The organism is Rhodopseudomonas sp. AAP120 (genome assembly GCF_001295845.1).
In the GTDB taxonomy this organism is placed as follows: Bacteria; Pseudomonadota; Alphaproteobacteria; order Rhizobiales; family Xanthobacteraceae; genus Rhodopseudomonas.
Genome location: NZ_LJIC01000107.1, coordinates 113,647 through 140,009 on the forward strand (window position 1 = coordinate 113,647; position 26,363 = coordinate 140,009).

Here is a 26,363-nt window from a genome sequence, read left to right on the forward strand (position 1 = left end):
CTTTGTACTAGGAAGTCTTGCTAACGGATATTGTGATCCCAGCACCTATTGCTTGATTGACGACGTTTTTGTCTCCGATGAGATGGGTTGATTGCTTGGAATCTCCATCCGACATATTCAAGAGCCGTTCTAGCTCCGTGCGAGCCAAAGGACTGAGTGCTAGCTCGGCAACTATTGCATTCCGTAATGCAGTAGTATCGGCAGGCGCCGGTTGAGTGTGAATTTCTTGAAGAAGCGCTTTTTGATCGTCCCTCGTTAGGTTGGCTTTAAGCCACTGCCAAGTGTCCTTTCCAACTGCGCTTGCTACTCCTTTACCGGTTGCCGCCACGAATGAAAGCGCTGCCGAGATAGCCGCTTCTGCCAGAACTTCAAGAGTCATCCACGTCCTCCCCACCGAAGAGATTAAAAACTAGGGTGCAAGCCGTCAGATTGTCATGCCATTGTGGTTGAAGCCGAAGCTCACAAGCTTTCAAATCAGAAGTCGTTTGTCCTCATCGGCCGCAATGGGCAGCTAATATGATCGGCCTGTTTCGATCTATCCAATCGCCGTTGGTATTGTGAGTGAGGTGTCTACCAATTGCAATATTTCGGCGAGCAGATAGGACACTACCTAAGAGTCGTATCGACCCACTTAGGGCGACCTGCCAAGTGGGCAATCCTCTATAATAGCTGCGGCATGGTGGACGAAGCCGGGCCGATACAACGCTTTTGGCGATGGGACGAGTGCGGGTATGGATTTACAGGGATCACACGGATATGCGCCGCGGAATGCAAGGGCTGGCTCTGACCGCTCAGGACCCTGAAGCGTAATCCTCACGCAGGAGGTTTGTACAACTTCCGTGGTCGTCGCGGCGAATTGTTGAAAATGCTGTGGCATGATGGCGTCGGCCTATCGCTGTATGCGAAGCGATTGAACCGAGGAACTTCGTCTGGCCATCGGCCACGTCTGGCGCGGCGTCGATCTCGACGGCAAGGTCTGGTCCATCCCAAAAGCCTGCAGCACGATGAGGTCGCGGCCGGGTTTTCTTTCGTTCCTCGATGGACCGGGATCACCTAGACCGAGAAGCCTCGCGACTTGCCCGATGGCGGACTGTGCGGAATCATGCATTCGCGTCTATCGGCGTTTCGATGCGGAATCGGTGCGATTGACGGACGGCTTCGGCCCCTACCGCCCGGTAGCCCTGCGGAGGCACGCGGATTTTGCCCGCTTTTGGGCAGCTGGCGCCTCTTCTCCCGCGAATTCGTATGACGGTCAGATAAGTCTGGCTGGCGAGCCGCCGAAATTTCCAGACCAGAGTTCAGGGCCGGGAAGGTTTAAAGGAGTTAGTTGAAGGTAAGAGAATTTGACCCGGTTGGCAGGCTTGCGGCCAGCCCTCGGCGGACAGCGGGTCCCGGCGCGGGTGGAAGAGGTCGGCGTAGGATTCGACGAGCTCCAACCGCCAGTCCTGATTCGAACGGGCCGCCATGTCAGGCCTCCCTGCGAAGGTCGGCGACGTCGTCGATCTCGACGAAGGCGTCGGTGTCGAAGTCGTAGCGGGCGCCGACCACGACGCGGAGGCGGCCCTTCACCGTCACCTGGATCAGATGGACGTTCTCCATCGCCGCGCTGAATGCCGGCGCGCCCTCGGCGTGGTCCCGGCAGCGGGTCGCGACGGTGTCCTCAGCCCGATAGCGCCGGCCGCGGGCGCCGCAGAGTTCGCAGACGCACATGCTGCGCGCCTCGGCGAGATCGATCGCGGCGCGGACCGCCGCCTCGCTCGCCGACGAGCAGGGCGCCCCGGAAGCTCCGGATGCGCTCGAAGCGGAAGCTTTCGCGGTCCGCGAGCGTCGCGGCGATCCGGACGCAGAGCCGGTCGAGGACCATGGCCCAGCCCGGACCGCATTCGATCGGGCAGTCCGGCCGGCCGGGCCCGGCAAAGAAAGCCGGCAGGACTGACGTCAGCTGGTCCCGCCGGTCGTCACGCTGCAGCACGTTCACGCCACTCATACCGACCTCACTCACGCAACAGGACAATCAATGTTCTTGTTTTATTCTTATTTGCGAAAATGGATCGGGCATTAATCAGAGTAAATATGCTCATTAGGCAAGGTTGAGTTATTTCATATAGGTTTATTATGTTCATGCGATTTCAAGGAAATTGGCGTCATTTCAAGGAGATCTGCAAACTTGCCCACGAAAAGCCGACGCCGAGTTGCGGGAAAACCGGTCTCGAAGGCGTCCGGAAAGCTTGCCGCGCCTCGCAACCAGTGCGACGATTCAAACCGTCGCACAACGCGCGGGCAGGGTAATGGCGGATCGAAAACCGGCCACCAGGGGCAGAAAGCCTCCGGAGGGCGAAAAGAAGCAATTTCTGACCTCTATGGACCCGGACGTCATCCGCCGGATCAAGGCCGCGGCCGCATTGCGCGACATGACCGCGTCGTTGGTGCTGGAGGAGGCCGCCAAGGAGTGGCTCGACCGGCATCCGGACGGCAAAAGGTAGCGGACGCCATGGCCGCCGCCGACACTTACAACGATATCGATCTCGCTTGGCTGATGCGATTGCGGACGGTCGTGGCTCGCCTAGGCGAGATGGACTGCGCCCGTTGGTGGAACTCCCAGGGACAGCTCGGTCGCCATGGTGCGACGGTGCTGCGCCGCGGTTTCCCGCGGACCTTCCAGTTCGTGCAGGCGAAGTCCGTGCAGGCGATCGCGGCCGCGCGCTGTTCCGAGATCTTCGACCCGCCGGGCTCGGTCAACCTCTGGCGTTTGACCGACGACCTCGAAGATCGCCTGGATTCTATCTGGGAGGGCTGGCTTGACGATGCCGAAACTTGGCAGCCCTTCTTTGAGCGGGTCGCTGCCCTCAAGCTCACCGACGTCGCCGCTGCGCTTAAGGAATTCGGGCTGGTCACGGACGCGGAAACTGAAGCGCTGGGAAAGATCAAGAAGTCTCCAGATGCACGGTCGATCGAAATCCCGGAAAAGTTCGACGGCCGCCGCCGGCCCGTCGTCCAACTGGCGCTTTCGTTCGCGGCAAGCACTCCGGGCAACCTGATCGTCCCGTACGCGCGCACGGTGGGCAGATGAAAGTCCATCCGGAATGGTCGCAACGGCTCCTGCGAAAAGGAGTGCTCGTACAGGAAACTTACGAGCTCTTCGCCGCATGGGACGATGGCCTGTCCGTCGCCGATAACCTGAAGTCGACGCTGTCCGGTCGGCACAGGACCGCCGGCTGGGAACGCGAGGTGACCTCGACCCTCAAGCGTCGCCTGCGCGGCGTCGAGCCGGCGCGGCCGCTCATCGCCCTCGCCAAAGGCGGCATGCCGCTCGCCGACTGGCGCGACTGCCTGCGCCTCTGGGTGGGTGCCAGCGAGGAGCCGTTCCACGATTTCGCGACGGGATGGTTGTTCGACGAGCACGAAAAGGGTCGCTACCAGATCCGCTCGGAGGATGTCCGTCCCGTGCTGGCGAAAGCGATCGCCTCCCGCGGTCCGGAAGCGAAGCCGCTTTCGGAGTACGGCCTGCTGCGCGGCGCCCGCGACCTCCTGCGGATGGCGGTCGATCTTGCGATGCTATCGGGCGACGGCCCGACTAAGACCTTCGCGTCCATCGCCATGAGCGACGACGTCACAATGTTCTACGTCCACATGATCAGCGATCTCGAGAGCAACACCAAGAAGATGCTGACCAGCCGTCTGTGGCGCCTTGCCTACATGGCGCCGAAGGACGTCCACGTCGCGCTGCTGCGCCTCCACCAGTACAAGCGACTCAACTACGAGGTCGCCGGCAATATCGCGCAGGTAGGCCTGCCGTTCGGAAGCGCGCTCGAATGCGCCGAGAGGATCGCGGCATGACCGACTTCGAGAGGCGACTACGCAGCGACCTCGAGCCGCACCTGGCGGCGGAGGATCCGCGCGCCAAGATCAGCGCGTACCACGACATGCCGTACGCACTGTTCCGCTACGATCCGGAGCAGGAGTTCGCGCTGCGCCGGGAACTGACGATGCTCGCGACCCGCCTGACCCAGAAGGGCAAACGGATCACGCGCATCTCGCTGGCGGAATGCCTTTCGGAGGCCATGACCTCGCAAAGGCCGCTCGAGGATTGGTACGTTGCCGAGCGGTCCGGCACGGTCGAGGAGACCGTGCAGACCATCACCAACATCCTCGAGGAGTACGCGCCGCTGGTCGATCTCGTCGCCGCGCGCATGCCGGAGGATCCGGACCCGAAAAAGGACATCGTGCTGATCTCCCGCACCGGGGCTCTGTTTCCCGTCTACCGCACCTTCTCGCTGCTGGAGCAGCTGAAGGGCCGGGTACACGTGCCGACCATCCTTTTCTACCCGGGAGACCTCGACGGCGCTGCGGGGCTGCGTTTCATGGGCGAGCTCGACGCCGAACACAATTATCGACCGAAGATCTTCTGAGGAATTGAGTATGGCTGGCGAGATCGCATCGCTGTTCGCAAGCGACATCACTCGGCAGATCGAGGAGGTCATCAAGGTCGACCAGACCTCGGCCGACATCATCGCATCCGAAATCGACGAATACGTCGTCACCGACGCGATCAAGAAGCACTATGTGCACGTCCTGGAGCGATACCAGGAGACCCGTCTCAAGCCTCACGAAGGCGGGGCGATCTGGATCTCCGGCTTCTTCGGTTCCGGTAAATCGAGCTTCGCCAAGGTGCTGGGCCTCGCGATCGAAGATCGCGACATCCTCGGAACGTCCGCTGCGAACAGGTTCGCCGCGCGCGCCGGCGACCCGAAGCTCGCCGTGGTCCTCAAGACCATCAACGAGCAGATCCCGACGCACACCGTCATCTTCGACGTCTCGACCGACAGAGGCATCCGGTCCGGCAATCAGATGCTGACCGAGATCATGTATCGCCTGTTCCTGAGTAGCCTCGGCTACGCCAAGGAGATCGATCCGGCGGAACTGGAGATCGCGCTCGAAGGAGAGGGGCGCCTCGATAAGTTCAAGGAGGTGTTCCAGGAGCTTAACGGGAAATCCTGGGATACCCAGAAGAACCTGCCGATCTTCGCCCTCAACCAGGCGAGCGCCGTGCTGCACAAGCTCGAGCCGGCCACCTATCCGATGGCGGATTCGTGGTCGAAAGGCCGACCGAAGATCGACATTACCCCGGGGCGTCTGGCCGACCGTATCGTGGAGTTGATGAACCGCCGCAAGCCTGGGCAGGCGCTCATCTTCGTCGTCGACGAAGTCGGTCAGTTCGTGGCCAGAGATACCCAGAAGATGCTCGACCTGCAGGCCATCGTGCAGCAGCTCGGCGTCAAGGGCCGCGGCAAGTATTGGATCGCGGTCACCTCGCAGGAACGCCTGAGCGAAGTCGTCAGCGGTCTCGACAACCACCGGATCGAGCTTCCGAAACTGATGGACCGCTTTCCCCTCCAGGTGCACCTGGAGCCGTCGGACATCTCGGAAGTCACCAGCCGGCGCGTGCTCGCGAAGAACGCGGTGGCCGAGACGGTGCTCGGCAAGCTCTACGACGACAACCGCGCCCGCCTGGATCTCAATTCCAAGATCACCGCCGACGTCTCGCTGCCGACCCTGTCGCGCGAGCGGTTCGTCGATCTCTATCCGCTTCTGCCCTATCAGATCGACCTGATCATCGACGTCGTCTCCGGCCTGCGCATGCAGGGCGGCGCGAGCAAGCACGTCGGCGGCGCCAACCGGACCATCATCAAGCTCGCGCAGCAGCTTCTGATCAATCCCGCGACCAAGATCGCCGAGGCCCCGATCGGAGCGCTGGTGCGCCTCGATCAGGTCTACGATCTGGTCGAAGGCAACATCAATTCCGACATCCGCGCCAAGATCATCTCCATTCCCGGCAAGGTCGAGCACCCGCTGGCTCAGGCCGTGGCGAAGGTCGTCTGCCTGCTGCAGTTCGTCCGGACCGTCCATCGAACGCCGGAAAACATCGCGGCCGCGCTGGTCGACCGCGTCGACGCCGATTCCAGGTTGACCGAAGTCCACGAGGCCTTGGCCAAGCTAGAAAGCGCCCACATGGTCCGCCAGGGCGACGGCGGATACCGGATCCCGACCCCGGCCGAAGACGACTGGGATCAGGCGCGGGCCTCGATCGACCCCAAGCGCGCCGATGAACGCCGCCTCTACGCGTCGGTGCTGACCGGCTTCTGGGCGCCGCAGCCCGGCTTCACGCTGGGCGACGCCAAGACCTTCAAGGCCGGCCTCATGGTCGGCGGCAACGAGGAGATGAGCGGCGACGTCTCCTTCCATCTCGATCTCGCGGAAAACGCGGAGCAGGCGGCCGTAGAGGCGGAGAACCTGCGGCGACGCAGCCAGATGGACCAGAAGGACGTGTTCTGGAGCGTGGCGCTCGATCAGGACATCAGGCGCGAGATGCGCGAAGCCTTCCGTTCCGACGAGATGATCAAGCGCAAGGGGCGGGGGGCCCCGACTGCAGACGAGACCGCGCTCATCGCCGAGGAGAAGGTCCGGCAGCGCAATCACATGCAGGAGCTCGGCCGTCGTCTAAAGGCTGCGTGCCTGTCCGGCAAGGTGTTCTTCCGCGGCAACGACCGCAGCCCCGCCGGCACGGCAACCGAAGTCGGGAAGGCCGTGACGGGCGTGCTCGAACAGGTGCTCCCCGACGTCTACAACCGCTTCGCGGAGGCCTCGGCCAAGAAGGCCGAGGTCACGAAGGGCGTCGACGCCCTTCTCACCGCCGAGAACCTCGCGGGTCTGCCGGCGGTATTCTCGCATCTGGAGCTGATGCGCGACGAACAGAACAAGCGCGTCTTCCGGACCGACGTCGTGCCGTTGTCCGAGATTCTCACCAAGATCGAAGAGCGGGCGGCCTACGGCGAGCAGGTCACCGGCAAATACCTGGAGGACGAATTCCTGAAGCCGCCCTTCGGCTGGGATTTCGACGTCATGCGGCTTTTGACGCTGTCGCTGCTGCGTGCGGGCAAGATCGAGGCGACGTCCAAGGGGCAAGTGATCGACCAGGCGACGACCACGGCCGCCAAGGATTGCTTCTCCGGCAACAACACGTTCCGGGCGGCGAGCTTCCGGCCGAAGAAGGGCATCGATTTCGCCGTGCTGGCCCAAGCTTCCGAGAACTACCGGGACACGTTCGGCGACGAGGTGAAGGAGCTCGCCGCCGGCCCCATCGCAGCCGAAATCCGGGCGGCGGTGGAACGGCAAGAAGAAGGACTGGACGCCGTGCTCGGTACGATGCGGTCGGCCCAGCTTCCGGGCATCGACGTGCTCGACGGTGCCGTGAACCAGATGCGGGCCATCCGCCGCAGCAACGAAGAGAACGCCATCCTGACTTTCAACGCCTCCCACAAGAGCCTGAAGGATGCGATCAAGCGCGGTTCGGACCTGGCCGGCGCCCTCAACGAGTCCGCATTGAAGGCGATCGCCGACGCCCGAGAGGCTGCGAAGCTCGTTCCGGTCCTTGAAGAGGAGCCGGACCTCGATGCCGCCTTTCCCGAGCAAGCCAAGGTCCTGAGCGACCTGTTGAGCAAGGAAACCTTCTATCGCGAGATCGGACCCATTTCGAAAGCGGCGACCTCGATCAAGACCGAGTACAAACGGCGCTACGAGGAGGCACTCGACGCCCGCGTGAAGGCCTATCTCGACGCCCTCGAAGTGCTGACCAAGACGCCGGGTTGGGAACGTCTCGACGAGGCGCAGCGCGACGAACTCTCTGGTCACCTCCGGAAGTGCGCCGACAAGAACTGGAACAACCAGACCATCCGCCACCTCAGATCGGAAGCGGAATTGGCGGAGAGCCGCCTGGCCGCCGCAATCGCCAAGATGCATCAGATTCTTGACGGCGAACGCCTCGCGACCGTGTCGGTCGGTCAGTTCTTCTCCGGCGGCATCGAGACCGAGGAGCAGCTGGACCAGGCACTGGGCGGCATCAGGGACGAGTTTGCGCGCCTCATCGGCGAAGGCAAGAAGGTGATCGTCAGGTGAGTATCGGCTGATGGACAAGGACACCCGAAACGCCATCGAACGTGCGACCCAGAAGATCCGGCGGATCCTCCAGGAGGATTTCGCCGAACAGTTGGACGGCGTGTTCGACGTGCGCTCCGACGGTCGGGTCGCCGAAGAGGGCGGCCGTCACCTCTCTGGACGTCAACTCCTGCTGCGCGATCGGATCGTGGCGGCCGTCGAACACAAGCGCCGAGCCGGTATGCAGCCGACCGACGCCGTGCGGGACTACATCCGTGACGCCGCCTTCACCACTCTGAACCGCTTCGCCGCGCTCAAGATGCTCGAGCCGCGCGGGCTTGTGCAGGAGTGCATTAGCCGCGGCGAAAATTCGATCGGATTTACGGAGTTCTGCGGCCTGGCGCCGGGGCTGAAGACCGTCGACGGAGCCGGCTATCGGCTCTACATCGAGAGCATTTTCGACGAACTGTCTACGGAGGTGAAGGTTCTGTTCGACAGACGGGATCCGGCGTCCGCGCTTTGGCCGAGAAAGGCCGCTTTCGATGAAATTCTCGAAATCCTGAACGGCTCCGGCCTAGTTGGAGTGTGGAACGAGGATGAGACGATCGGCTGGATCTATCAGTTCTTCAATTCGGGCGAAGAGCGTCGGCAGATGCGTGAGGAAAGTCAGACGCCACGCGACGGTCGAGAACTCGCGATCCGGAACCAGTTCTTTACGCCCAACTATGTCGTCCGCTTTCTTGCTGAAAACAGCCTGGCGCGCATCTGGTGGGAGATGCGCCGTGGCGACACACGGATTCTCCTAGAAAGCGAATATCTAGTATGCGAATCATTCGACCTCGATCAAGCGGCCGGAATGTCTGCCGATCAACCTCGTACGAAGAAGGATCCTCGATCGCTCGGCGCGATTGATCCCGCATGCGGTTCGGGTCACTTCCTGCTCTATCTTTTCGGCCTTTTCTTGATGATCTACGAAGAGGCCTGGCACGATCTTGATGCTCCAACGTTCCAGGGAAGTGGCCGCACGTTGCGAGAAGATTTCCCCGAACTCGAAGAATTCCGGAAGGCGATGCCAGGCCTTATCCTGCGATACAATCTTTTCGGGATAGATATCGACTTTCGCTGCGCTCAAATCGCTCAACTCGCGCTTTGGATGCGAGCCCAACGGGCGTTCAAGGAGATGAATGTCTCGAGGGCGGCACGTCCGCGTATACGCCGCGCGAATATCGTGATCGCAGAGCCAATTCCGGGCGATGCACCTCTGATCGAAAACTTTGCCTCGACCCTCAAGCCGGCCGCCCTCGGGACGCTCTTCAAGGGGATCGTCGCCGAGCTGAATCACGCCGATGAGATGGGAGCGCTTCTTCCTCTCGATCGTACACTCGCGTCACTCATTGACGAAGCGAACAAATCTATTTCGCAGGCTCGGGAGAAGGGAAAGCAGGCGACGCTTCCCGGTTTCGACGAACAACGTGCTGAATCCGTTCGTTACGTGGATTTGCGGGGATTCTCTTCATTTCAAGAAGCGGAAGCCCTACTGAAGGAGTCGCTCGAAGAGTTCTTGATCAATGCGGTGAACGGCATCGGAGTGCGGCGTCGCCTTTTTGTAGACGACGCAGAGCAGGGGCTCGCGTTAGTGGATCTTATGAATCGTCATTACGACGTAATCGTTATGAATCCCCCCTTCGGCACTCCTTCGGACGGGGCTCGAGAGCGCATAGCGGCTGAGTACCCGCAAACTAAGTATGATTTGGGGGCAGCGTTCGTAGACGAGTGGAGAAATCGCCTCACCCCCCGTGGACGCCTTGGCGTCATATTCAACCGGACAAATTGGTTCTTAAGCCGGCTGCAGCACTTTCGCTCTCGCCTGTTGGAAAGATCATGGTTGGCCTGCAACGCGGATCTTGGCTTGGGTGTGCTGGACGCGTTTGTCGAGACGGCCATGACAGTCATCGAAAATGGGCCGCAAGAAAAAAGGCAGTCTATCTGGTTTCGGCTTACAGAAGGGGGAGATCGCGAAGGGAATCTCCGCCGCTTCGTCCGTGACGTAAACTCACGTTCAGTGACATCGAACACATTTATCCACCCGCAGAGCGCGTTCGAGAACATCGCCGGCAAGGCGTTCTCATATTGGCTGTCGCCGGCTCTGCTGCACATTAAAGAGCTCACGCCGCTCACCGCTTCTGGAATCGAAGCTAAACAAGGATTGGCCACCAAAGATAACTTTCGCTTTTTGCGGCTACACTGGGAACTCAAGCAGAATGGCGAGCGATGGAAGTTATACTCGAAAGGAGGAGCTTATGCTCCTTTGGTCGGCCTCTATCATCTAGTTATTGATTGGGGTGCGGCGGCTTCTGCCGCATACGCAAATCGAGACGGGCAGTTCTGTTGCCTTCTGACCGGACAGGCCCATAAGTATGCTTTCCGGCCATGCATAACTTATTCTCAGCGGACTTCTCGTTTTTCAGCGAGAGTGTTTCCGGCTAAAGGGCTGTTTGACACGAAAGGATCCGCGGTCTTTTCGCCAAATGTGACGACAGAGAGCGACGACGCAGAACAACTCGTCGCGCTTTGCCTGTTGCTAAACACGTCCCTGGGTCAATTTCTTTTCGACTCGTCTGGAGGGGCGTCTGACGAAGGAAAAGCGCGAGACTACTCGCAAGGTATGGTTGGAGCTCTTCCTGGCCTAGCGGACATCAAGCGTGCAATGAATCCTGTCTTGCAGGAAGCTAAGGATGTGATCGGTGAGCTTGTACGACTTCAGGGTAGTGATCCAACGTCGATTTATTACACGGGCTTGCCATCCGCGTCGTGGATGAATAGCTCGCGCCCTGAAGATATTGTCGAGCAAGCTACAAATCTGCAGAAGCGTTTGAGTGGGCTCCTTCGAGAGGCCGGCACTCGATATTGTGACGCTCTTGGCTTGGATGCCGGATCCCAAGCGTTCGTCGATGAAACAGTTCGGGGGATGCATCGCGAAGCCGTGCACGAAGCGCTGGCTATCGACCCCGCGGATATCTCATCTCAGATTCGGCAATCGATTCTTCTGAGCGTCTTTGCTCCGCGGAAGGTCGGAGGTGGAATCGTGCAGCAGGTCAAGGATAATCCATTGCTGGCCGTCGCCTGGAGCCCTCATTCTCTCAGCGAGTCACCTGTTCGAGTGCTCGTCACTGACTCCGGCCATGAACTCGATCTTGCTCGAAGGATGTCCAAGTTCTGTCAAGAACATAAACTCAGCGACGATTGCGTTCGAACTTGGTGCGGTTTCGATGATTTTGAAGAGTGGACGAAACTTGATGCCTTCGCAGAGCACGTTTCGATGTTCTCGAAAAGCCAGCGGATCGCCCCCGTCCTTTGGCAAATCGGAACGGCCGACGGCCGCTACTCCATTTGGCTGCTTAGCTACATGGTGAATCGCAATACCCTTCTAGATGTCGAAAATGATCTGGTCGTACCGAAGATCGCCAGCGTCAAGCGAGAACTGGAAGCATTCCGGGTGGAGACCGGCGCCGCTCCAACTGCGGATCAACGCAAGAGGCTGGAAAGCTTGGAGAGTTTCTCTGAAAATCTCGCCCGGTTTCGGGACGAGATTGTGAAGGTGGCACTTCTTTTCGATCCTCATGAAGAGGATGGAGCTACGATCTGCGCGGCTCCTTTGTATCGGCTCTTCCCGCAAAACAAGCCTTGGCAGGCTGAACTCCGGAAGACTTGGAAGGATCTTTGCGATGGCAAGCTCGATTGGTCCAACGTGGCCATGAGGCTGTGGCCTGAACGGGTGATTCCAAAGTGCGCAGAGGACCTCAGCTTTGCCATCGCCCACGATGTCGTTGATGTGTTCTGGTTGAAAAACTCGGAAGGGAAGTGGCAAGTCCGGAAGGTGCCGGTCCAGTCAATTGAGAGTTTGGTGGATGAACGGACTTCGTTGAATGTAAAGACTGCGCTCAAGAATTTCATCGAGTCGTCGGATGCTGCCGGCTCCGTGAAGCGCGCCCGAAAATCAAAGGCGGCATAGTAACGATGCACCCGCTTCACGATTATATCGCCGGCCAGATCGGCGACCGCATCAAGGATCGGCGTGTTGTCGTCATGTACGACAAGCGCGAGGAACTGCGCCCGTTCTTTGCAGAGGTCGCCGGCGGGCACGTGGTGGGCGACGGTACCGCTACGGTTAGCTTCGGCCGGCGCAAGGCTCGTCTTTGCGTTTTCGACGGCTCCTTCCTGAAGGCGCGATTTGCCGTCGAAGACCTTACGAAAGGTGATCAGCCGGACGACGTTGTCATCTACATTCCCGGACTCGACCGCGATTCCAGAGGTTCTCTGCTGATGGAGTTGGAGAAGGCGGGCATTTTCTATCAGCAGCCAGCCCTGAAGCAGTTCGCCAGGCTGGTGCTGCGCAAGCGATTCACGGACGTCGCGATCGACGAAATGCTGAAGTCGGACGCGCTGTCTTACTCCGATCTCGCCGGTATGGCGCAGGACGACGGTGGTGCAGCGCAGGGCACCTCGTTGTTGAAGAGCGTATTCGGCGTCTCGGACACGGTCGCGATCATGACCGACTGGTTGGGCAACGCTGCGTTCGACGCGGACATGCAAGCCAAAGGCGCCATCGGAGAGCTTCGGGACGCCGCTCTTGCCAGGCTCGGACTCGCGTTGCCTCAAGATGCGACGTTGTCCCGTGCGCGTCAGATCGGGTTTCGATATGTTCTGGTCAACGAGTTTCGCGCTGATCTTGACGCGAAGGCTGAGCTTCGGCCGCAAGTCGGCACCGCCATCAAGAATGTGGCGGAGGCCAAGACCAGCGATCATCAGAAGGCTGTGCAGGAAGTCGCCAAGCGACTGCGCGAACGATACTCACCCGCCTACATCGAGGCGGCCGACAAGATCGAGGCTGAACTCGGGTTTTCGACCGACACGGTGCACGGTGCGTCGCTTGGTTCGATCGACACCTTCAGATTCGAGGAAGCTGCTGTTGTCGCGGCATGTTTCGAGCTCGTCGCTTCTGAAAAATTCGAGGCCGCCCGCGCTCTCATGGCCTCTCGCGAGAGCAGCTTCTGGGTCAACCGTGAGGTGACGCGAAAGTCGGTCTGGGCCGTCTGCAAACTGATGGTCGACCTTGGGCTGGTCGCGGCAGCGGTCGACTCGACGATTTCGAAGGCCAACGGAAATCCTTCCGTATGGGTCGAACGGTACGTGTCCGAAAAGGATGGGTGGTATGCCCTCGACCAGGCACAGCGGCGCCTGGAGGCGTTCCTTTCGTCCGTGGACGAAGGGGTCGACGAGCGAGCCGTCGCGAGGATCCGGATCATCTACGAGAATGCGGTCCGTCGCATGAGCGAAGGATTTCTGAAGGCGCTCCAGAAGGCGGATTGGGCCGTGCCGAACGTCTTGCCGCAGACACGCGTCTGGTCAGACGTTGTTGCAGCCCGCCCGCTTCCGGTCGCCTATCTCATGGTCGACGCCATGCGCTTCGAGATGGGGCACGAGCTCATCGGCCGTCTTAACCGGGCCTCGGAAGTTCAAATTCGACCTGCTCTCGCGGCACTTCCGTCCATCACTCCCATCGGAATGGCGGCGCTGCTTCCGGGGGCGTCGGCAACCTTCTCGGTCGTCGCGGCCAAGGACCGGCTCGGAGCGTCCGTGGACGGCACGTTCCTCCCCGACCTGTCGGCCCGCCAGAAGTTCATGAAGTCACATGTGCCCGATTTGGTCGACTTGACGCTCGACGAAGTGATCTCGATGAGCCCGAAGGCGCTCCAGAAGAAGATCGGCAGTTCGAACCATATCGTCATCCGCTCCACGGAGATCGATGCCGCGGGCGAAAATGCGACCACGACCACGTACGCCCGGCGCATCATGGACAACGTGGTGGAGGACTTGGCGCGATGCCTCGGACGTCTGGCGGCTGTCGGGATCGGAGAGGCTGTTATCACGGCTGATCACGGTCATCTGTTCTTCGCTGCCGACCGAGATCCCTCGATGCGCCTTGAAACGCCGGGTGGCGACCCGATCGACCTGCACCGGCGGTGCTGGATCGGTCGCGGCGGCTCCACACCGGCGGGATCGGTGAGAGTGGGCGGCGCCAAGCTCGGTTACGCCACCGATCTGGATTTCGCCTTCCCGGCAAGCACGTCCGTCTTCAAGAGCGGGGGCGACCTGGCCTACCACCACGGCGGCACCTCTCTGCAGGAGATGGTTATCCCGGTCATCTCCGTGAAGCTGAAGGCGGACGGCAGCACGAAGGCCGAGAAAGATGCTGTCACGGTGTCCCATGAGTTCGATGCGGTCACGAACCGCATCTTCACGGTGCAGGTCGAACTCGGTGCAGCATCGAAGGATCTGTTCGCCGGCGCCCGCAAGATCCGTCCGCTCGTGGTGTCCGACGACCGACCAGTCGCCAGCGCAGCCATCGCCACCGGCGCGGTCATCGCAGACGGCGTCCTGACCTTACCGCCGTCCGTGAAGGCCCAGGTCGGCTTCATGCTGACTGACGACACGGTCAAACATGTCCGCATCCAGGTGCTGGACGCGGAAACCGACGCGCTTCTTTACGTCTCGCAAAAAGACATCCCCGTCCGCTTGGGAGTTTAAGTGATGAGTACCGCCCCTGTACGCGACGCTCTCGACGACAAGGTCAACCGGACCTTCGCTGGCAAAGTTGTTCGGAAAGACCTCGTCCGGAAGGTCAAGGTCGGTGCCAACGTGCCGGTCTTCGTCCTCGAGTTTCTGCTCGGAAAATACTGCGCGTCGTCGGACGAGATGGCGATCCAGATGGGCCTGCAGGTGGTCAACGACACGCTGGCGAACAACTACATCCGCTCCGACGAGTCGATGAAGGCGCAGAGCAAGGTCAAGGAAAAGGGTAGCTGGACCTTCATCGACAAGGTCAAGGTTCGCCTGGTCGACTCCGATTATTGGGCGGAGTTGAGCAACTTCGGGAACAAGTTCGTACACATCCAGAATCAGTACGTCAGGGACTATGAGCGTCTGCTGACCGGGGGTGTCTGGGCCCAGGTGGACATGCGCTTTGAGTACGACGAGGAGGGCAAGGGGAAAAACCCCTTTTGGATCGAGAAGCTCACGCCGATCCAGATCGCGGCTTTCGACCTCGCCGAGTACCAGCGGCTTCGCGCGGAGTTCACGACGGACGAGTGGATCAACCTCATCCTGCGTAGCATGGGCTACGAGCCCGGCGAGATGACGAAGCGCTTGAAGCTCCTCTTCCTGACGCGTCTGATCCCGTTGTGCGAGCGCAACTACAATCTGGTCGAACTGGGCCCGCGCGGTACCGGCAAAAGCTATGTCATCCAGGAAGTTTCTCCGTACGCCGCCCTCATGACCGGCCCGACGACGGTCGCGAACCTGTTCGGGCACATGGGCGGACGCGCGAAGGGCCTCGTTCAGATCTGGGACGTCGTCGGCTTCGACGAAGTCGCGGATCTCGAGAAGATGCCCAAGGAGGTCATCACCACGATGAAGACCTACTGCGAATCCGGGTCGTTCCAGCGTGGTCAGGAGGCCGCGTCCGGAGAAGCCGGTGTCGCCTTGTTCGGCAACACCCAGCAGCCGATCGACGTCATGGTCCAAACCGGACACCTGTTCGAACCGATGCCCGAGGTTATCCGGGACGACATGGCGTTCATCGACCGCCTGCACTTCTACCTGCCTGGCTGGGAAATCCCCAAGATGCGGAACGACCTCTTCACGGACCACTACGGTTTCGTGGTGGATTTCCTGGCTGAGGCGCTGCGCGAATTGCGGCGGCACAATTTCACGGAGATCAGCGACCGGCACTTCACGATGGGATCCCACCTGATCACCCGCGACCGAAAAGCGGTCAAGAAGACCGTGTCGGGGTTGATGAAGATCATTCATCCGAGCGGCGAGGCCACCCAGGACGAGATCGCCGAGCTCCTGGAGTTCGCCATGGAGGGCCGACGCCGGGTGAAGGAGCAGCTGAAGAAGATGGGCTCCTTTGAATACTACCACACGTCCTTCAGCTACACCCTCAACGACACCGGCGAAGAGCGGTTCGTGGGCGTGCCTGAGCAGGGCGGCCGCAACATGATCTCGGCCGATCCTCTCCCGCCGGGCAGCGTCTACACGGCGGCCGTCGCGCAGGACGGCACGGTCGGCATGTACCGCATCGAGGTTTCGGTCTCGTCGGGATCCGGAAAACTGAAGACGGCCGGCGGCGTCAACGGCGTGACCAAGGAATCGATCAATCGCGCGTTCAGTTACATGCTCGCAAAGAAGGGGGATCTTTCCATCGCCCGCGAACTCGACGTCTCCGACCTTCACGTCGAGGTCATCGACCTCATGAACAACCGCGTCGAAGGCGAGATCGGGCTCGGCTTCTTCATCGCGGCGTTCTCCGCACTCAAAAAGGCTCCTCCATCTGCCGCCATGCTGGTAGTCGGCGATCTTAGCGTTCAGGGTAACATCAAGGGGCTGCGATCGCTGGCGGAACCGCTTCAACTCGCCATGGACAATGGCGCCAAGCGAGCGCTGATCCCGATCGAGAACAAACGCAGCTTCCTAGAAGTTACTGGGGACGTGGTGGAGCACGTCGATCCAATCTTCTATGGAGATCCCAAAACGGCTGCGTTCAAGGCGCTGGGAATAAACTGATGGTGTCGCCGGCGGGGACGAGGAAGCGTTCGAGCCCCGCAAGCCGGTTCGTCTCCAAGGGAGCTTGGAAACTGCTGACGGCGAGTGCCAAATCCGCCCGCAGGCCCGCTCTCGCCGCGGTCGCATACTTCGGCAAGGGGGCGAGCAAGCTTCTGCCGCTGCCGTCGGGCAGCCATCTCGTCGTCGACGCAAGCGAACACGCGGTCAAGAAGGGGCAGACCCACCCGAAAGATCTCAAACGCCTTCAGAGGGAAGGTGTAGTCATCTTCAGCAGCCCTTCGCTTCACGCCAAAGTCTTCATTTTCGGGAACGTCGCATTCATCGGGTCAACCAACGTTTCCAAGCGTTCGTCCGACTTCTTGACCGAGGCCGTCGTCACTACGTCCGATCGGGCGGTTGTCCGCAGCGCGAAGACTTTCGTCAGAGATCTGTGTCTGGACGAAGTGGGCCCGGACAGATTGGACAAACTCCAAAAGATCTACCGCCCGCCCCAAGTTCCAGGCGGCGGAACGGTGCCGGAAGTGAGTCGAACTCGATTGCCGCGTTTGCGATTGGCTCAATTGAGGCCGATCGACGCTCCTGAGGGATCGGAAGCGACCGAGGAGAAGGGGCTCAAAGTAGCGCGCTCCCGGAGGAAAAGGAAGCGAGGGTACATCGTCGACAGCTTTTGGTGGCCCGGCAAGTGTCCTTACTACGAGGACGACAAGGTCATCCAGGTCACCGAGTACGCCGGTGGGCGGCGCTTGATAGACGCACCAGCCCACGTACTGCACACACGCTTATGGCGCGGACGCAACGGCCGTGAGGCGACCTTCGTTTACCTTGAGCGTCCTGACGTTCGACGCGTGAGCCTGGAGACCTTGGCGAAGCGCTTGGGGCGCGGCGCCAAGAAGAACCTGCACAAGAACGGAATCGTACGAGACGAGGATTTTGCCGGGAAGCTGCTCGCAAACTGGAATCAACTCTAGATCCGCGCGCCCTATTGCGATCCTTTTGGCGCCTCGCAGTGCACCCCCACCATGAATCCAGCCGCCCGCGGCTTTCTGGCGACGTGAGCATTCACCAGCGTCGGCGATCTGCCCCGCATATCGAGGGCGTGGTCACCCGACCGGAAGCGCAGCGAAGCCGTCATGTTCACCAGGCTTCTGAAGAGCGTGCTGAATCCGGTACCCCGCTGCGCCGCCTTGCCGAACCGCGATTCGCCGTCGGTCAGCGCGCACTGCAGCGCATCGCCCTCGTCGATCAGGTGGGCGTACTCCGAGTTCGACCGAAGGCTGGCGAGTGCTCCGATTCCGTCGTCGGCGATGACGAACTCGAAGGATCCAGAGCGGCCGGCGAACATGACGAAGCCCGTCGCCGGAGACTCTGAGTGCTCCAGGACGTTGTCCGCGATCTCTCCCATGGCGCCCATCAGACGGGCGACCGCCTGCGAGGGAAATCCCGCAGCGAGCGCGGCCTTGTGAGCTTCGAGTTTGAAAGTGGTCCATCGCGTCGGTTCGGTCTGCAGCACGTCGCATCGGAGGAAACCGGAGCCGCTGCCGTGCGGAGATGCCCATCTCTCAGAGCCAACGGCCGCGTGCAGCAGCGCTTCCGTTCCGTTCAGACGCAGCCACGGCGCCGAGGATGGCGACGGCAGGAGGCCGGTGCGGGAGAGTTGGATCATCTCGACCAGGGGGCCGAGGTCGCCGGCGACATACTCCGGCAAAGCGCCGAGCCGACCCCGCGCGGCCGCGAAGGCGATGCCGTCGAGTGCCGCGAACGTGAGGCTTTCGGTTTCAGGCAACTGCGACCGCCGGCGCCGGAGGCGGATCCCCGCGCATCACCTTAGCGATGGCGTCGCGCGAGATCTCCCAGTTGGTTTCGAACAGGTCGTCCAGCAGCTGCCTAGCTGCAGTAGGGTAGGGCCACCAGCCGACAGTCTCGCCCTTGACCGCGTGGTACCGCATCATGGTCTTAAGGAACGATGTGGTCTCCAGGAACGTGACGCCGGCGAACGCCCCGCACAATTCAGGGAGGAGGTCGTTGCCGCCGCGGACTAGAAGATGCAGTGGCCTGCCTACGGTCTTCGCTACATCGCACAGCCAGGCGGCGTGCTGCCGGCGGCGGGTAGGGCGTCCTGTGCCGGTGGTGAATTCGAAACTGAGGTGCGTGACTTCTCCGTGCGCGAGGATGAATTCCGCCCACCGTTCGAAATCCCGGTCGGTCCGGCCGTTGACGTGCAGCGCGGCGGGCATCCCGGCTTCGAGGAATTCGCCGTGCGCGATCGCGATGCGCTTCATCGCGTGAAGATCGTCCCAGCGCGGTCGGTCCACGAACAGGCTGTAGTTCGGGGTCGTCGCCAATACGACGCCGCAATCCCGCGCGGCTTGAACGATCACCTTGCGTCGCTCCCGCCCGAGCTCCCACCAGCGTTCCAAGGGGCGGTCGCGTTGGATCGCAGTGAGCAGCAGCGGGGTTTCAGTGGAGATCTTGTAGTTAGCGCTGAGTTCGGCGCGTGTGCGGTACTTCGGCAGGCCCTCCTTGCGATCGAACATGCCGTAGAGCGAGACGCTCGCGAGGGCCGGCGCGAAATGTCGCTTTCGCTTCGAGCCGTGGAAGATCTCGGGGACGACGAGAGGAAGCGTCGGAGTGGGGAGCAGTGGGGCCCGAGGAAGATCGAGCTCGAAGCCGTGGACTTCGTGAACGCGGGAGGCGTAGTCGGGATTGCCCCTGCAGACGCGGTCGCACTTGTCCGGGGTGCCGCAACAGAAACTGAGGCAACTCCAGACGGCCGCCTCGATCGAGAGACCGCCGCAGAGCGGCCGTTCCGCGCATCCGGAGCACCCCATGGACATCTGATGGAGATTCCGGTCGTGCCGGAGCCTGCGCTCGGGAATTTCGAAACGGTCGGGCTTATGGTCGTCTACTGCGGCCGGGCGATGCATACGGAGATCTCCACGACCCGGGCCATCTCATGGACCTCGTCCACGATGCCCTGCGCAACGCCGCAATTCGCCTCGATGGCGGCCACCACGGCGGCCGGCGCATCCTCGCTGAGAGCGAGCTCCGTGTGGCCGCGCGACACCAGGAGCCCGCGTCCCACCTTGTCGATCGTTATCCTGTCGCCCTTCTTCACCGGGGCGCCCCCGAGCAGAACCGCTTCGAACGCCCGCGACTTGGTCGTGGGCAGACGAGTGAAGAGATCCTGGGTGACGAGGTCTAGGCGCCCCCTGTCCCAACATTTTTCGAACTGCGGAGCCGCTTTCTGCAGAAAATCCGCGCCCATGAAATCAAACCCCTTCGAAAATAGGCTTGTAGCGCTTCGATCGGCCTTGGCTGATCTCCGCAACCAAACCGAGCATAGCTAAGCTCGCCAGACGATTATTCCAGGCCGTCGGACTCTTGACCGGATCCGTGGCGGCGAAATCGCGCATTAGTTCGCCGGCGTCAGTCTCCCGGCGCTGCTGCACCAGGTCGAACGTCAGCTTCTGCTTCGGGTCCAACTCTCCGAGAGGCGCGGCTTCGACGATCTCGTCGCCGCGCGCCACGCACGACATCAGGACCCCGCCCCGCCGACTAAGCAGGTCCTCGAGTTCTTCGCGCACGTCGGCGTTCACGTTGGCGACGACGGGGTAATAATTCGAGCGCCGGGTCCGGATCGCGTCCCGGAAGGCCAGCACGCTCTCGCGCAGGAAGCTGGACGTCGCCACCTTCACCCACTCGAAGTTCAACAGCACCGGCGTGACCGTCGACGGCTCCCTCGCGGTCGCCTTAAGCAAGTCGGCCAATACAGTTCGGCCGGTCGTCGCCCCCGAAAGGACCTCATCACCGCCGAGCTCAACCATATTCAGAATCATTTGTATCCTCACGTGTGTGACGTGAGATAGCCAAGGTGCCATCACTTCGCAAGGGTTCGGCTTGAAAAATCCCAGTTCTCCACTATTCGGCCGTCTCGACTCTTTTGTTCATGATAAGTTCTAATGACAGCCATGACCGACCAGCCTGCCCGCTGGCGCATGCCGACCCGATTCCAGATGGAAGCGATGGCCCGCGCCGTCGTCAGGAACGCGCCAGGATCGCCGGCGGAGGGTCCAAACGACACCTTGCCGCCCGAATACTGGCAGGCGCTCCTGGTGGACGCCGGCGCCGACGGGGGCAACCCGGAGCCCGCTGCGTCCGGACGCCTGCTGCGGCTGAACCAGATCTCCAAGCATCTGTTGCGGGTCGCCTGCCGGCGCTGCAGCAGGACGGTCGAGATCCAGAAGGCCGACGCCGTCCGGCTATACGGTCCGGACGCCATCTGGAAGAACGTCGGCCAGTGCTTGCTCGATAACACCTTCGCGCAGCGGACCGGGCGTCACGAAGAGGACGGCTGCTGGCCGTCGTTCGACTGGCCGCGTCCGGATGGCGCCGAAGCACCATCCCACCCCGCTCTCCGGCGGCGACCGCAAGGCGCTGCAGAAGGAGCTCGGGCGGGCCCGGGCAATGACCACCATTCTGGCGGCGCAATCGGCCGAGGCCCGGACCAAGGGCGAGGCCTTGATAAGGCAGGCCGACCGGCTCCTGTCCGAGTCCTGGAACGAGCGCATGTGGGCGGATGGCGGCCTGATGGACCCGTCTCCCACGATCGACCAGGCGGTGAATGGTGGCTACCCGTGGCTTGAAATCGAGTGCTCCCGCTGCATGACCAAGCGGGACGTCGACTTGGCCGCGCTGCGCCATCCGCCGACCACCTTCGTCCACGACTTGGCGAGCCGGCTCCGTTGCGGCAAGTGCGCCAAGGCCAATCGCCGGCCGCCGGCGACACTGCTACAGTTGGCGCAGCGCCCTCGCCAGGCCGCTCCGGAGACCTGACGATGTGCAATTTGTATTCGATCACCACCAATCAGGCCGCCATCAGCGCTCTGTTTCGCATCGTCAATCGCTATGTCGGCAACCTCGCGCCGATGCCCGGTGTGTTTCCGGACTACAAGGCGCCGATCGTCCGGACGGGCGTCGAAGGACGCGAGCTCGCGACCGCGCGGTGGGGCATGCCGTCGTCATCGAAGGCGTTGATGGACGCCACCAAGAAGCGTGCGGAGAAGCTGCAGGCGAAAGGCAAGACGGTTGATTTCAAGGAATTGCTCCGCATGGAGCCGGACGGCGGCACCACCAGCATTCGGAACGTGAAGAGCAAACACTGGACGAGGTGGTTGGGTCCGGAGCACCGCTGCGTGGTGCCGTTCAACTCATTCAGCGAGTTCAACAAGGCCGAGGGCGGCGACATCTGGTTCGCGCTCGACGAGACCCGCCCGCTCGCCTGCTTCGCCGGCATCTGGACGAACTGGACGTCCGTGCGGAAGGTCAAGGAAGGCGAGACCACGAACGACCTCTACGCATTCCTGACGACGGAGCCGAGCGCCGAGGTGAGCGCCATCCACCCGAAGGCGATGCCCGTGATCCTGACGACGCCAGATGAAATCGACACTTGGATGACCGCCCCGGCGGACGAGGCGCTCAAGCTGCAGCGACCGCTGCCGGACGGGACGCTGCGGATCGTTGCCCGCGGCGTGAAGGAGGATGCCCCAAACAGGACGATCTAACTCTATTTCGCCAAGATCAGCCCGCGATAGCGGAATATGCAAAAATAAAAAATAATTTGAATATTTGACTTGCCTTTTGACGCTGGCGTCCGTATCAAGTCCATGCAAAATGATTTGCATATTTGCATGGAGCGAAGATGGCGGAATTTTCCAAAGAACAGATGCTCGACGAGTTGCGGACGATCTTCCTGTTCGAGGCCGATCACGTCCTGATCAGCTCGGGCCCGACCAAGGCGGCGGCCTTCATCGGCTTTCCCCCCGGCGACAAGGGCGAGTACGTCCATGAACAGGCATCGAAAGTCGACCTTTCCCTGTTCGCGGACATCACGGGCTCCTTCGAGCGGGCCTATGAGTTCGTGTTCAACCGGAGCCGCCTGAACGCGTTCGGCGAGCACGAAGTCCAGGATCTCCAGGTCTTCATGGAAGGCACGCCCCGTGTCGGCGGCATTTCCTCCGGCGGCGAGATGCACCGGTTCATGACGCCCGACGGCTATTGCCGAGCGGTCGCCGACGCAGCGCTCGCGAGGTGGAAGCTCGAATGGGCGGGCGACGAATCCGCCAAGTTCACCACCCGCGAACTCGCCTTGCTCGCCAACATGAGCGAGGGCGCGGTCCGCATGGCGATCGCCGACAAGACGGAAGGGCGCTTGAAGGCCATCCCGGGTTCGAAGCCGGTCGCGGTCGACTTCGCGGAGGCCAAGCGATGGTTGTCCGGACGCCGCGGTTTCGCTCCGTGGCCGGAGCGCGCCGCCGACGATCGCTTACTCGCGCGTGCGATCCGCGACGCGGAAACGCCGAAAGAACTCTCTCGCCTGATCGGCCAGATCGCTGGCATCGGCGCGGCGGATCGACTAGCGAACGTCCTGGGCTGGCCCGCAGCGGACCTGCAGCCATGGCTGGACGGATCCTTCTCGTTCGACGTCGAGCGCGCGGGCCAGGTCGCCGAGGCGCTCGAGCTCGACGTTCCGATGTTCGTCGGCAAGGCGCTGGAGGTCACCCTTCGCACTCCGAAGGGAGGCCGCTGATGCACGACGTCGCGACCAACGACCTGCCGCTGACCGTGCATTCCAGGGCGCGTCTGCAGCAGCGCGCCATTCCGGCTCTTGTCGTCGATCTGCTGATGCAGTTCGGGTCGCCCTTCCGCGCCAACGGCGCGGAGCGGCTGATGTTCGACAAGACGGCGATCAAACGGCTCCGCCATCACCTGGGCGGCGACCGCGGACTGAAAGTCGTCGAACGCTGGCTCGGGGTTTACGCGGTGGTCGGCGACAACGGCCTGCTAGTCACCGCTGCCCACAAGCAAGAACGCTTCCGACGCCGCTGACCTGACCGACTTCGAAAATAGGGGATATCAAATGGACAAGCCGACAATCGCCGCTGAATTCAAACGTGCCCTCGCGGGATCGGGCAAGCGCGCAGCACCGCTGCTTCTCGGAGCCGAAGGCCGGTACTCGATCGAGTACGTGCCGTTCGACCACGTCAACGCGGAGGCCGAACTCGTCATCGTCGGAATCACGCCGGGCCCCACCCAGCGGGACGAAGCATACGACGAGGCCGGCCGCCTTCTCCGGCGTGGAGCGGCGGACGAAGACATCCTTCGCGCGGTGAAGAAGTTCGCCGCTTTCGGCGGTGCATCGATGCGCCCGAACCTCGAGCGGATGATCGATGCGCTGGGCATCATGACGCTCGTCGGCGGCGGTCGGGCCGCCGAGCTTTGGCAGGGACGGTCTCACCTGCTTCATGCGACGTCGGTCGTCCCGCATGCGGCCTTCGTCGGCGGCAAGCCGTTCGCCGGCTCGTTCGAGGAAGTCTTGCGCGTCGATTTACTACGCCGATGCTTCGAGCACGACTTCTTGCCCACATTGTCGCTTCTGCGGCGCGACGCGTACTACGTCGGTCTTGGGCCGACCCCGGCCGCGGCGCTGTCGTTCGCCGCCGACGAGAAATTGATTGACCGAAACCGAATCCTCGGATGGCTCGCGCATCCCTCGAAGCAGGCCGGTAGCCAGGTTTCGGTCTATCTCGGCGAGAAGAAGATCTCGGAGCTGAACCCAAAGGATCCTGTCCGAAATCGCGCCGGCGCGCTCGTTGCCGCGGCAGAAGAATTGCGGAAGGACCTGCGCGCGAGGCTTGGCGGGCGAGCGGCCGCATGAACGAATCCTACGGCTACTGGGACATCGATCTGGACGACCGCCTACCCATTCCGTTCAAACGTCGCTCCGACAGCCGCACTGGAGGCGAGCGAGCAAGCGATCAAGGGCTGACCGGACGGTGCGCCCGTAATCGTCGGCCGACGCGCTGGGCCGGTCGCCGGACTACCGCGTGCTGCGGCGCCTGGTCGCCAGGCCGCCGTACACCCCGGCCGGCGGGCCGGAGGTCCGGACCGGCATTATGCTCGACATAGAGACCACCGGCCTCGACCACAGCACGGACGAGATCATCGAGCTCGGCATGGTCAAGTTCGACTACTCGGCGGAGGGACGGATCCTCGGCGTCAGGGGCACCTTCTCCGCATTCAACGAGCCGTCGGTGCCGATCCCGCGGGAGATCACCGCGATCACCGGCATCACCGACGGGATGGTGGCGGGCCACGGGTTCGATGTCCATGCTGTCGCGGCGTTCGTCGACGACGCGGTCATCGTCATCGCGCACAACAGCGGCTTCGACAGGAAGTTCGCCGAACGCTACTGGCCGGTGTTCGAGCATCGGGCATGGGCCTGCAGCGTGACCGAGGTCGATTGGGGGGCGCATGGTTTCGCGGACGCGCAGCTCGGCTACCTGCTCAACGGCGCCGGCTTCTTCCACCAGGCTCATAGGGCCGTCGACGACTGCCATGCACTGCTGGAAATCTTGGACTTCACGCTGCCAACGACCGGCGCGCCGGCGCTGGCGCTGCTGCTCGACAACGCCCGCAAGCCGACGATGCGGGTCTGGGCCGAGCAGTCGCCATTCGAGCTCAAGGACTCGCTCAAAAAACGGGGCTACCGTTGGAATGACGGCAGCGACGGCAGACCCAATTCCTGGTTCATCGACGTCGACGAGGCCGCCCTCGACGGTGAGATCGCGTTCCTGCGGACCGAGATCTACATGAGCGACGTCGAGCCTAGCGTGCAGCGGCTTACCGCGTTCACGCGGTTTTCGAGCCGGGTCTAAGACCGTTGGTCATGGCGCTTGCGTGAGATTGACTCCAGAAAAGCCTGACCCGGCCAGGATGCTGCGTATTTCGGCCATGTCTGCGTTCGGTCCTGCCTCGATGCCGAGCAGCGTAACGGAAGCGATGTCGTTGTCTTTGTTGAGCGGAAGCTTCCAGTATTCGAACGTGCCATTGTCCTCTCGAAGGTCTCTGGGATCTTTCTGCGTGTGAGGCAGCACATCCGGGTGGAATTTGTACAGCAGTCGGACTTCGTATTCGCCGCCGTAAATGGCTTTCGGCAGGCAGAACGCTCCGATCTTGGAGGTCGTCCAGGGCAGGAATTCCGAGAAGCCGGCGGCCGTGAGGTCGTCATTGATCCGATTCAGGAGCGTTTTCTCGCCGGCCACCAGATATCGGATCTTACGCAACTCCCCATGCTGCCGATCCCGATCGACCTCGATGCGAAGCCGGAGCCGGACGCCAGTGCCGCCCTCGGCGAATGCACCCCACATCGGTCCGTCGTTGGTCGCGCCGATCGGCGTCACCGAGGTGTAGAAAAGGTCCTTGGCCAAGGTGTTCACGTAGGCCGCCTTCTTCGCCGCGTCGGTGTATCCCGTGTGACCGTGCTGGTCGGCATGCGTCGAAATTTCGTTTTCTTTGATTCGCTTCAGAAGGTGGGCGAGCCAGAGAACGCCGTTCGCCGCGATGCCCTTGAATGCATCCCGCCCGGTGTAGTGAAAGAATTCGCCGCCGGGTTCGTGGGGATACATGGCGTCGCAGACATGCTCCGACAGGGTCCGGCTGTCGGTGGTCTCATGGATACACTCCGATGAGACCGAAAGCTTTTCGGGGTCGACCGTCATGGGGTGGCCGGCATTGCGGAGAGCGGTCTCGATTATGGTGGCGGCTGTTCGCGGCCTTTCGATCTTGTCGCGGATCTCATCGATCCGGTCGGCAGCAGAACTGGTGGGCAAGTAGATCCTCCTTGGACCGGTTTATTGGCTTCCTCCCAAGCCCGGTCCAGCCCCTGGGAGAAGCCCCCGAAGATGCGGGACTCCACCTATTTATGGTCGCGAGCATCTCTTTCGGGCCACGAAGTGAAAATAAAT

At 61.7% G+C, this 26,363-nt stretch carries 24 protein-coding genes; 17 read left to right on the forward strand and 7 right to left on the reverse strand.

The window, feature by feature from the left end:
- Positions 1-7: 7 nt before the first annotated feature.
- Complete coding sequence (locus IP86_RS28795; protein ID WP_150104500.1) at positions 8-379, reverse strand: hypothetical protein; 372 nt, start codon at positions 377-379, stop codon at positions 8-10.
- 420 nt (positions 380-799) lie between these two features.
- On the opposite strand from IP86_RS28795, the gene tnpB reads away from it, so the two are divergent.
- The gene (gene tnpB, locus IP86_RS29720; protein WP_080518792.1) at positions 800-1,057 is read left to right on the forward strand and encodes an IS66 family insertion sequence element accessory protein TnpB; all 258 of its coding nucleotides are present in this window, start codon (positions 800-802) and stop codon (positions 1,055-1,057) included.
- 410 nt (positions 1,058-1,467) lie between these two features.
- On the opposite strand, the gene IP86_RS17460 is transcribed toward tnpB, so the two are convergent.
- Positions 1,468-1,710, reverse strand: coding sequence for a hypothetical protein (locus IP86_RS17460; RefSeq protein WP_012494677.1), 243 nt, complete (start codon positions 1,708-1,710; stop codon positions 1,468-1,470).
- Here IP86_RS17460 and IP86_RS17465 point away from each other — a divergent pair.
- The 10 genes from IP86_RS17465 to IP86_RS17510 all read left to right on the forward strand — a co-directional run bounded on the left by IP86_RS17465 (position 1,709) and on the right by IP86_RS17510 (position 17,528).
- Complete coding sequence (locus IP86_RS17465; protein ID WP_041809506.1) at positions 1,709-1,936, forward strand: hypothetical protein; 228 nt, start codon at positions 1,709-1,711, stop codon at positions 1,934-1,936. The two genes, IP86_RS17460 and IP86_RS17465, sit on opposite strands and share 2 nt — an antisense overlap.
- A 352-nt stretch (positions 1,937-2,288) precedes the next feature.
- Positions 2,289-2,483 carry a hypothetical protein gene (locus tag IP86_RS17470; RefSeq protein ID WP_012494679.1) on the forward strand — a complete coding sequence of 65 codons (195 nt, stop codon included), beginning with the start codon at positions 2,289-2,291 and terminating at the stop codon, positions 2,481-2,483.
- A gap of 8 nt (positions 2,484-2,491) precedes the next feature.
- Positions 2,492-3,070, forward strand: a complete 579-nt coding sequence (locus IP86_RS17475; RefSeq protein WP_012494680.1) for a BrxE family protein — start codon at positions 2,492-2,494, stop codon at positions 3,068-3,070.
- On the forward strand, positions 3,067-3,837 hold the full coding sequence (locus IP86_RS17480) for a DUF1819 family protein (RefSeq protein ID WP_012494681.1): 771 nt from the start codon (positions 3,067-3,069) through the stop codon (positions 3,835-3,837). Before IP86_RS17475 ends, IP86_RS17480 begins: the two co-directional genes overlap by 4 nt.
- Positions 3,834-4,409, forward strand: a complete 576-nt coding sequence (locus tag IP86_RS17485) for a BREX protein BrxB domain-containing protein (protein ID WP_012494682.1) — start codon at positions 3,834-3,836, stop codon at positions 4,407-4,409. Before IP86_RS17480 ends, IP86_RS17485 begins: the two co-directional genes overlap by 4 nt.
- A 10-nt stretch (positions 4,410-4,419) precedes the next feature.
- Complete coding sequence (gene brxC / locus IP86_RS17490; RefSeq protein WP_012494683.1) at positions 4,420-7,953, forward strand: BREX system P-loop protein BrxC; 3,534 nt, start codon at positions 4,420-4,422, stop codon at positions 7,951-7,953.
- A gap of 10 nt (positions 7,954-7,963) precedes the next feature.
- Positions 7,964-11,944, forward strand: a complete 3,981-nt coding sequence (locus IP86_RS17495) for an Eco57I restriction-modification methylase domain-containing protein (protein ID WP_012494684.1) — start codon at positions 7,964-7,966, stop codon at positions 11,942-11,944.
- A 5-nt stretch (positions 11,945-11,949) separates the two neighbouring features.
- Complete coding sequence (locus IP86_RS17500; RefSeq protein ID WP_012494685.1) at positions 11,950-14,520, forward strand: PglZ domain-containing protein; 2,571 nt, start codon at positions 11,950-11,952, stop codon at positions 14,518-14,520.
- 3 nt (positions 14,521-14,523) lie between these two features.
- Positions 14,524-16,560, forward strand: a complete 2,037-nt coding sequence (gene brxL / locus IP86_RS17505) for a protease Lon-related BREX system protein BrxL (protein WP_012494686.1) — start codon at positions 14,524-14,526, stop codon at positions 16,558-16,560.
- The gene (locus IP86_RS17510; RefSeq protein WP_012494687.1) at positions 16,560-17,528 is read left to right on the forward strand and encodes a phospholipase D family protein; all 969 of its coding nucleotides are present in this window, start codon (positions 16,560-16,562) and stop codon (positions 17,526-17,528) included. The genes brxL and IP86_RS17510 overlap by 1 nt, the downstream gene beginning before the upstream one ends.
- Before the next feature lie 11 nt (positions 17,529-17,539).
- On the opposite strand, the gene IP86_RS17515 is transcribed toward IP86_RS17510, so the two are convergent.
- From IP86_RS17515 to IP86_RS17530, 4 genes are read right to left on the reverse strand one after another with little or no spacing between them, the layout of a single operon-like run.
- On the reverse strand, positions 17,540-18,343 hold the full coding sequence (locus tag IP86_RS17515) for a hypothetical protein (protein WP_012494688.1): 804 nt from the start codon (positions 18,341-18,343) through the stop codon (positions 17,540-17,542).
- Positions 18,336-19,484 carry a hypothetical protein gene (locus IP86_RS17520; protein ID WP_012494689.1) on the reverse strand — a complete coding sequence of 383 codons (1,149 nt, stop codon included), beginning with the start codon at positions 19,482-19,484 and terminating at the stop codon, positions 18,336-18,338. Before IP86_RS17520 ends, IP86_RS17515 begins: the two co-directional genes overlap by 8 nt.
- Entirely contained in the window at positions 19,463-19,825 is a 363-nt protein-coding gene (locus tag IP86_RS17525; RefSeq protein WP_012494690.1) for a hypothetical protein, read from the reverse strand. Before IP86_RS17525 ends, IP86_RS17520 begins: the two co-directional genes overlap by 22 nt.
- A 4-nt stretch (positions 19,826-19,829) precedes the next feature.
- Positions 19,830-20,396 carry a hypothetical protein gene (locus IP86_RS17530; protein ID WP_012494691.1) on the reverse strand — a complete coding sequence of 189 codons (567 nt, stop codon included), beginning with the start codon at positions 20,394-20,396 and terminating at the stop codon, positions 19,830-19,832.
- A gap of 547 nt (positions 20,397-20,943) precedes the next feature.
- On the opposite strand from IP86_RS17530, the gene IP86_RS17540 reads away from it, so the two are divergent.
- From IP86_RS17540 to IP86_RS17565, 6 genes are all read left to right on the forward strand, one after another.
- A complete protein-coding gene (locus IP86_RS17540) occupies positions 20,944-21,393 on the forward strand; it encodes a hypothetical protein (protein ID WP_012494692.1) in 450 nt (149 codons plus the stop codon).
- Positions 21,394-21,395: 2 nt separating this feature from the next.
- Entirely contained in the window at positions 21,396-22,121 is a 726-nt protein-coding gene (locus IP86_RS17545) for an SOS response-associated peptidase (RefSeq protein ID WP_012494693.1), read from the forward strand.
- 137 nt (positions 22,122-22,258) lie between these two features.
- A complete protein-coding gene (locus IP86_RS17550) occupies positions 22,259-23,146 on the forward strand; it encodes a hypothetical protein (RefSeq protein ID WP_012494694.1) in 888 nt (295 codons plus the stop codon).
- Positions 23,146-23,445, forward strand: coding sequence for a hypothetical protein (locus IP86_RS17555; protein ID WP_012494695.1), 300 nt, complete (start codon positions 23,146-23,148; stop codon positions 23,443-23,445). Before IP86_RS17550 ends, IP86_RS17555 begins: the two co-directional genes overlap by 1 nt.
- A 31-nt stretch (positions 23,446-23,476) precedes the next feature.
- Positions 23,477-24,274, forward strand: a complete 798-nt coding sequence (locus tag IP86_RS17560; RefSeq protein ID WP_012494696.1) for a hypothetical protein — start codon at positions 23,477-23,479, stop codon at positions 24,272-24,274.
- Positions 24,275-24,419: 145 nt separating this feature from the next.
- Complete coding sequence (locus IP86_RS17565; protein ID WP_049774699.1) at positions 24,420-25,274, forward strand: 3'-5' exonuclease; 855 nt, start codon at positions 24,420-24,422, stop codon at positions 25,272-25,274.
- A gap of 9 nt (positions 25,275-25,283) precedes the next feature.
- On the opposite strand, the gene IP86_RS17570 is transcribed toward IP86_RS17565, so the two are convergent.
- Positions 25,284-26,228, reverse strand: a complete 945-nt coding sequence (locus tag IP86_RS17570; RefSeq protein WP_012494698.1) for a hypothetical protein — start codon at positions 26,226-26,228, stop codon at positions 25,284-25,286.
- Positions 26,229-26,363 lie beyond the last annotated feature (135 nt).

Coding starts and splice junctions, on each gene's coding strand:
- IP86_RS28795 (WP_150104500.1), bottom strand. CDS start 379: ATGACTCTTGAAGTTCTGGCAGAAGCGGCTATCTCGGCAGCGCTTTCA.
- IP86_RS17465 (WP_041809506.1), top strand. CDS start 1,709: ATGCTGCGCGCCTCGGCGAGATCGATCGCGGCGCGGACCGCCGCCTCG.
- IP86_RS17460 (WP_012494677.1), bottom strand. CDS start 1,710: ATGTGCGTCTGCGAACTCTGCGGCGCCCGCGGCCGGCGCTATCGGGCT.
- IP86_RS17470 (WP_012494679.1), top strand. CDS start 2,289: ATGGCGGATCGAAAACCGGCCACCAGGGGCAGAAAGCCTCCGGAGGGC.
- IP86_RS17475 (WP_012494680.1), top strand. CDS start 2,492: ATGGCCGCCGCCGACACTTACAACGATATCGATCTCGCTTGGCTGATG.
- IP86_RS17480 (WP_012494681.1), top strand. CDS start 3,067: ATGAAAGTCCATCCGGAATGGTCGCAACGGCTCCTGCGAAAAGGAGTG.
- IP86_RS17485 (WP_012494682.1), top strand. CDS start 3,834: ATGACCGACTTCGAGAGGCGACTACGCAGCGACCTCGAGCCGCACCTG.
- brxC (WP_012494683.1), top strand. CDS start 4,420: ATGGCTGGCGAGATCGCATCGCTGTTCGCAAGCGACATCACTCGGCAG.
- IP86_RS17495 (WP_012494684.1), top strand. CDS start 7,964: ATGGACAAGGACACCCGAAACGCCATCGAACGTGCGACCCAGAAGATC.
- IP86_RS17500 (WP_012494685.1), top strand. CDS start 11,950: ATGCACCCGCTTCACGATTATATCGCCGGCCAGATCGGCGACCGCATC.
- brxL (WP_012494686.1), top strand. CDS start 14,524: ATGAGTACCGCCCCTGTACGCGACGCTCTCGACGACAAGGTCAACCGG.
- IP86_RS17510 (WP_012494687.1), top strand. CDS start 16,560: ATGGTGTCGCCGGCGGGGACGAGGAAGCGTTCGAGCCCCGCAAGCCGG.
- IP86_RS17520 (WP_012494689.1), bottom strand. CDS start 19,484: ATGCATCGCCCGGCCGCAGTAGACGACCATAAGCCCGACCGTTTCGAA.
- IP86_RS17525 (WP_012494690.1), bottom strand. CDS start 19,825: ATGGGCGCGGATTTTCTGCAGAAAGCGGCTCCGCAGTTCGAAAAATGT.
- IP86_RS17530 (WP_012494691.1), bottom strand. CDS start 20,396: ATGATTCTGAATATGGTTGAGCTCGGCGGTGATGAGGTCCTTTCGGGG.
- IP86_RS17540 (WP_012494692.1), top strand. CDS start 20,944: ATGGCGCCGAAGCACCATCCCACCCCGCTCTCCGGCGGCGACCGCAAG.
- IP86_RS17545 (WP_012494693.1), top strand. CDS start 21,396: ATGTGCAATTTGTATTCGATCACCACCAATCAGGCCGCCATCAGCGCT.
- IP86_RS17550 (WP_012494694.1), top strand. CDS start 22,259: ATGGCGGAATTTTCCAAAGAACAGATGCTCGACGAGTTGCGGACGATC.
- IP86_RS17555 (WP_012494695.1), top strand. CDS start 23,146: ATGCACGACGTCGCGACCAACGACCTGCCGCTGACCGTGCATTCCAGG.
- IP86_RS17560 (WP_012494696.1), top strand. CDS start 23,477: ATGGACAAGCCGACAATCGCCGCTGAATTCAAACGTGCCCTCGCGGGA.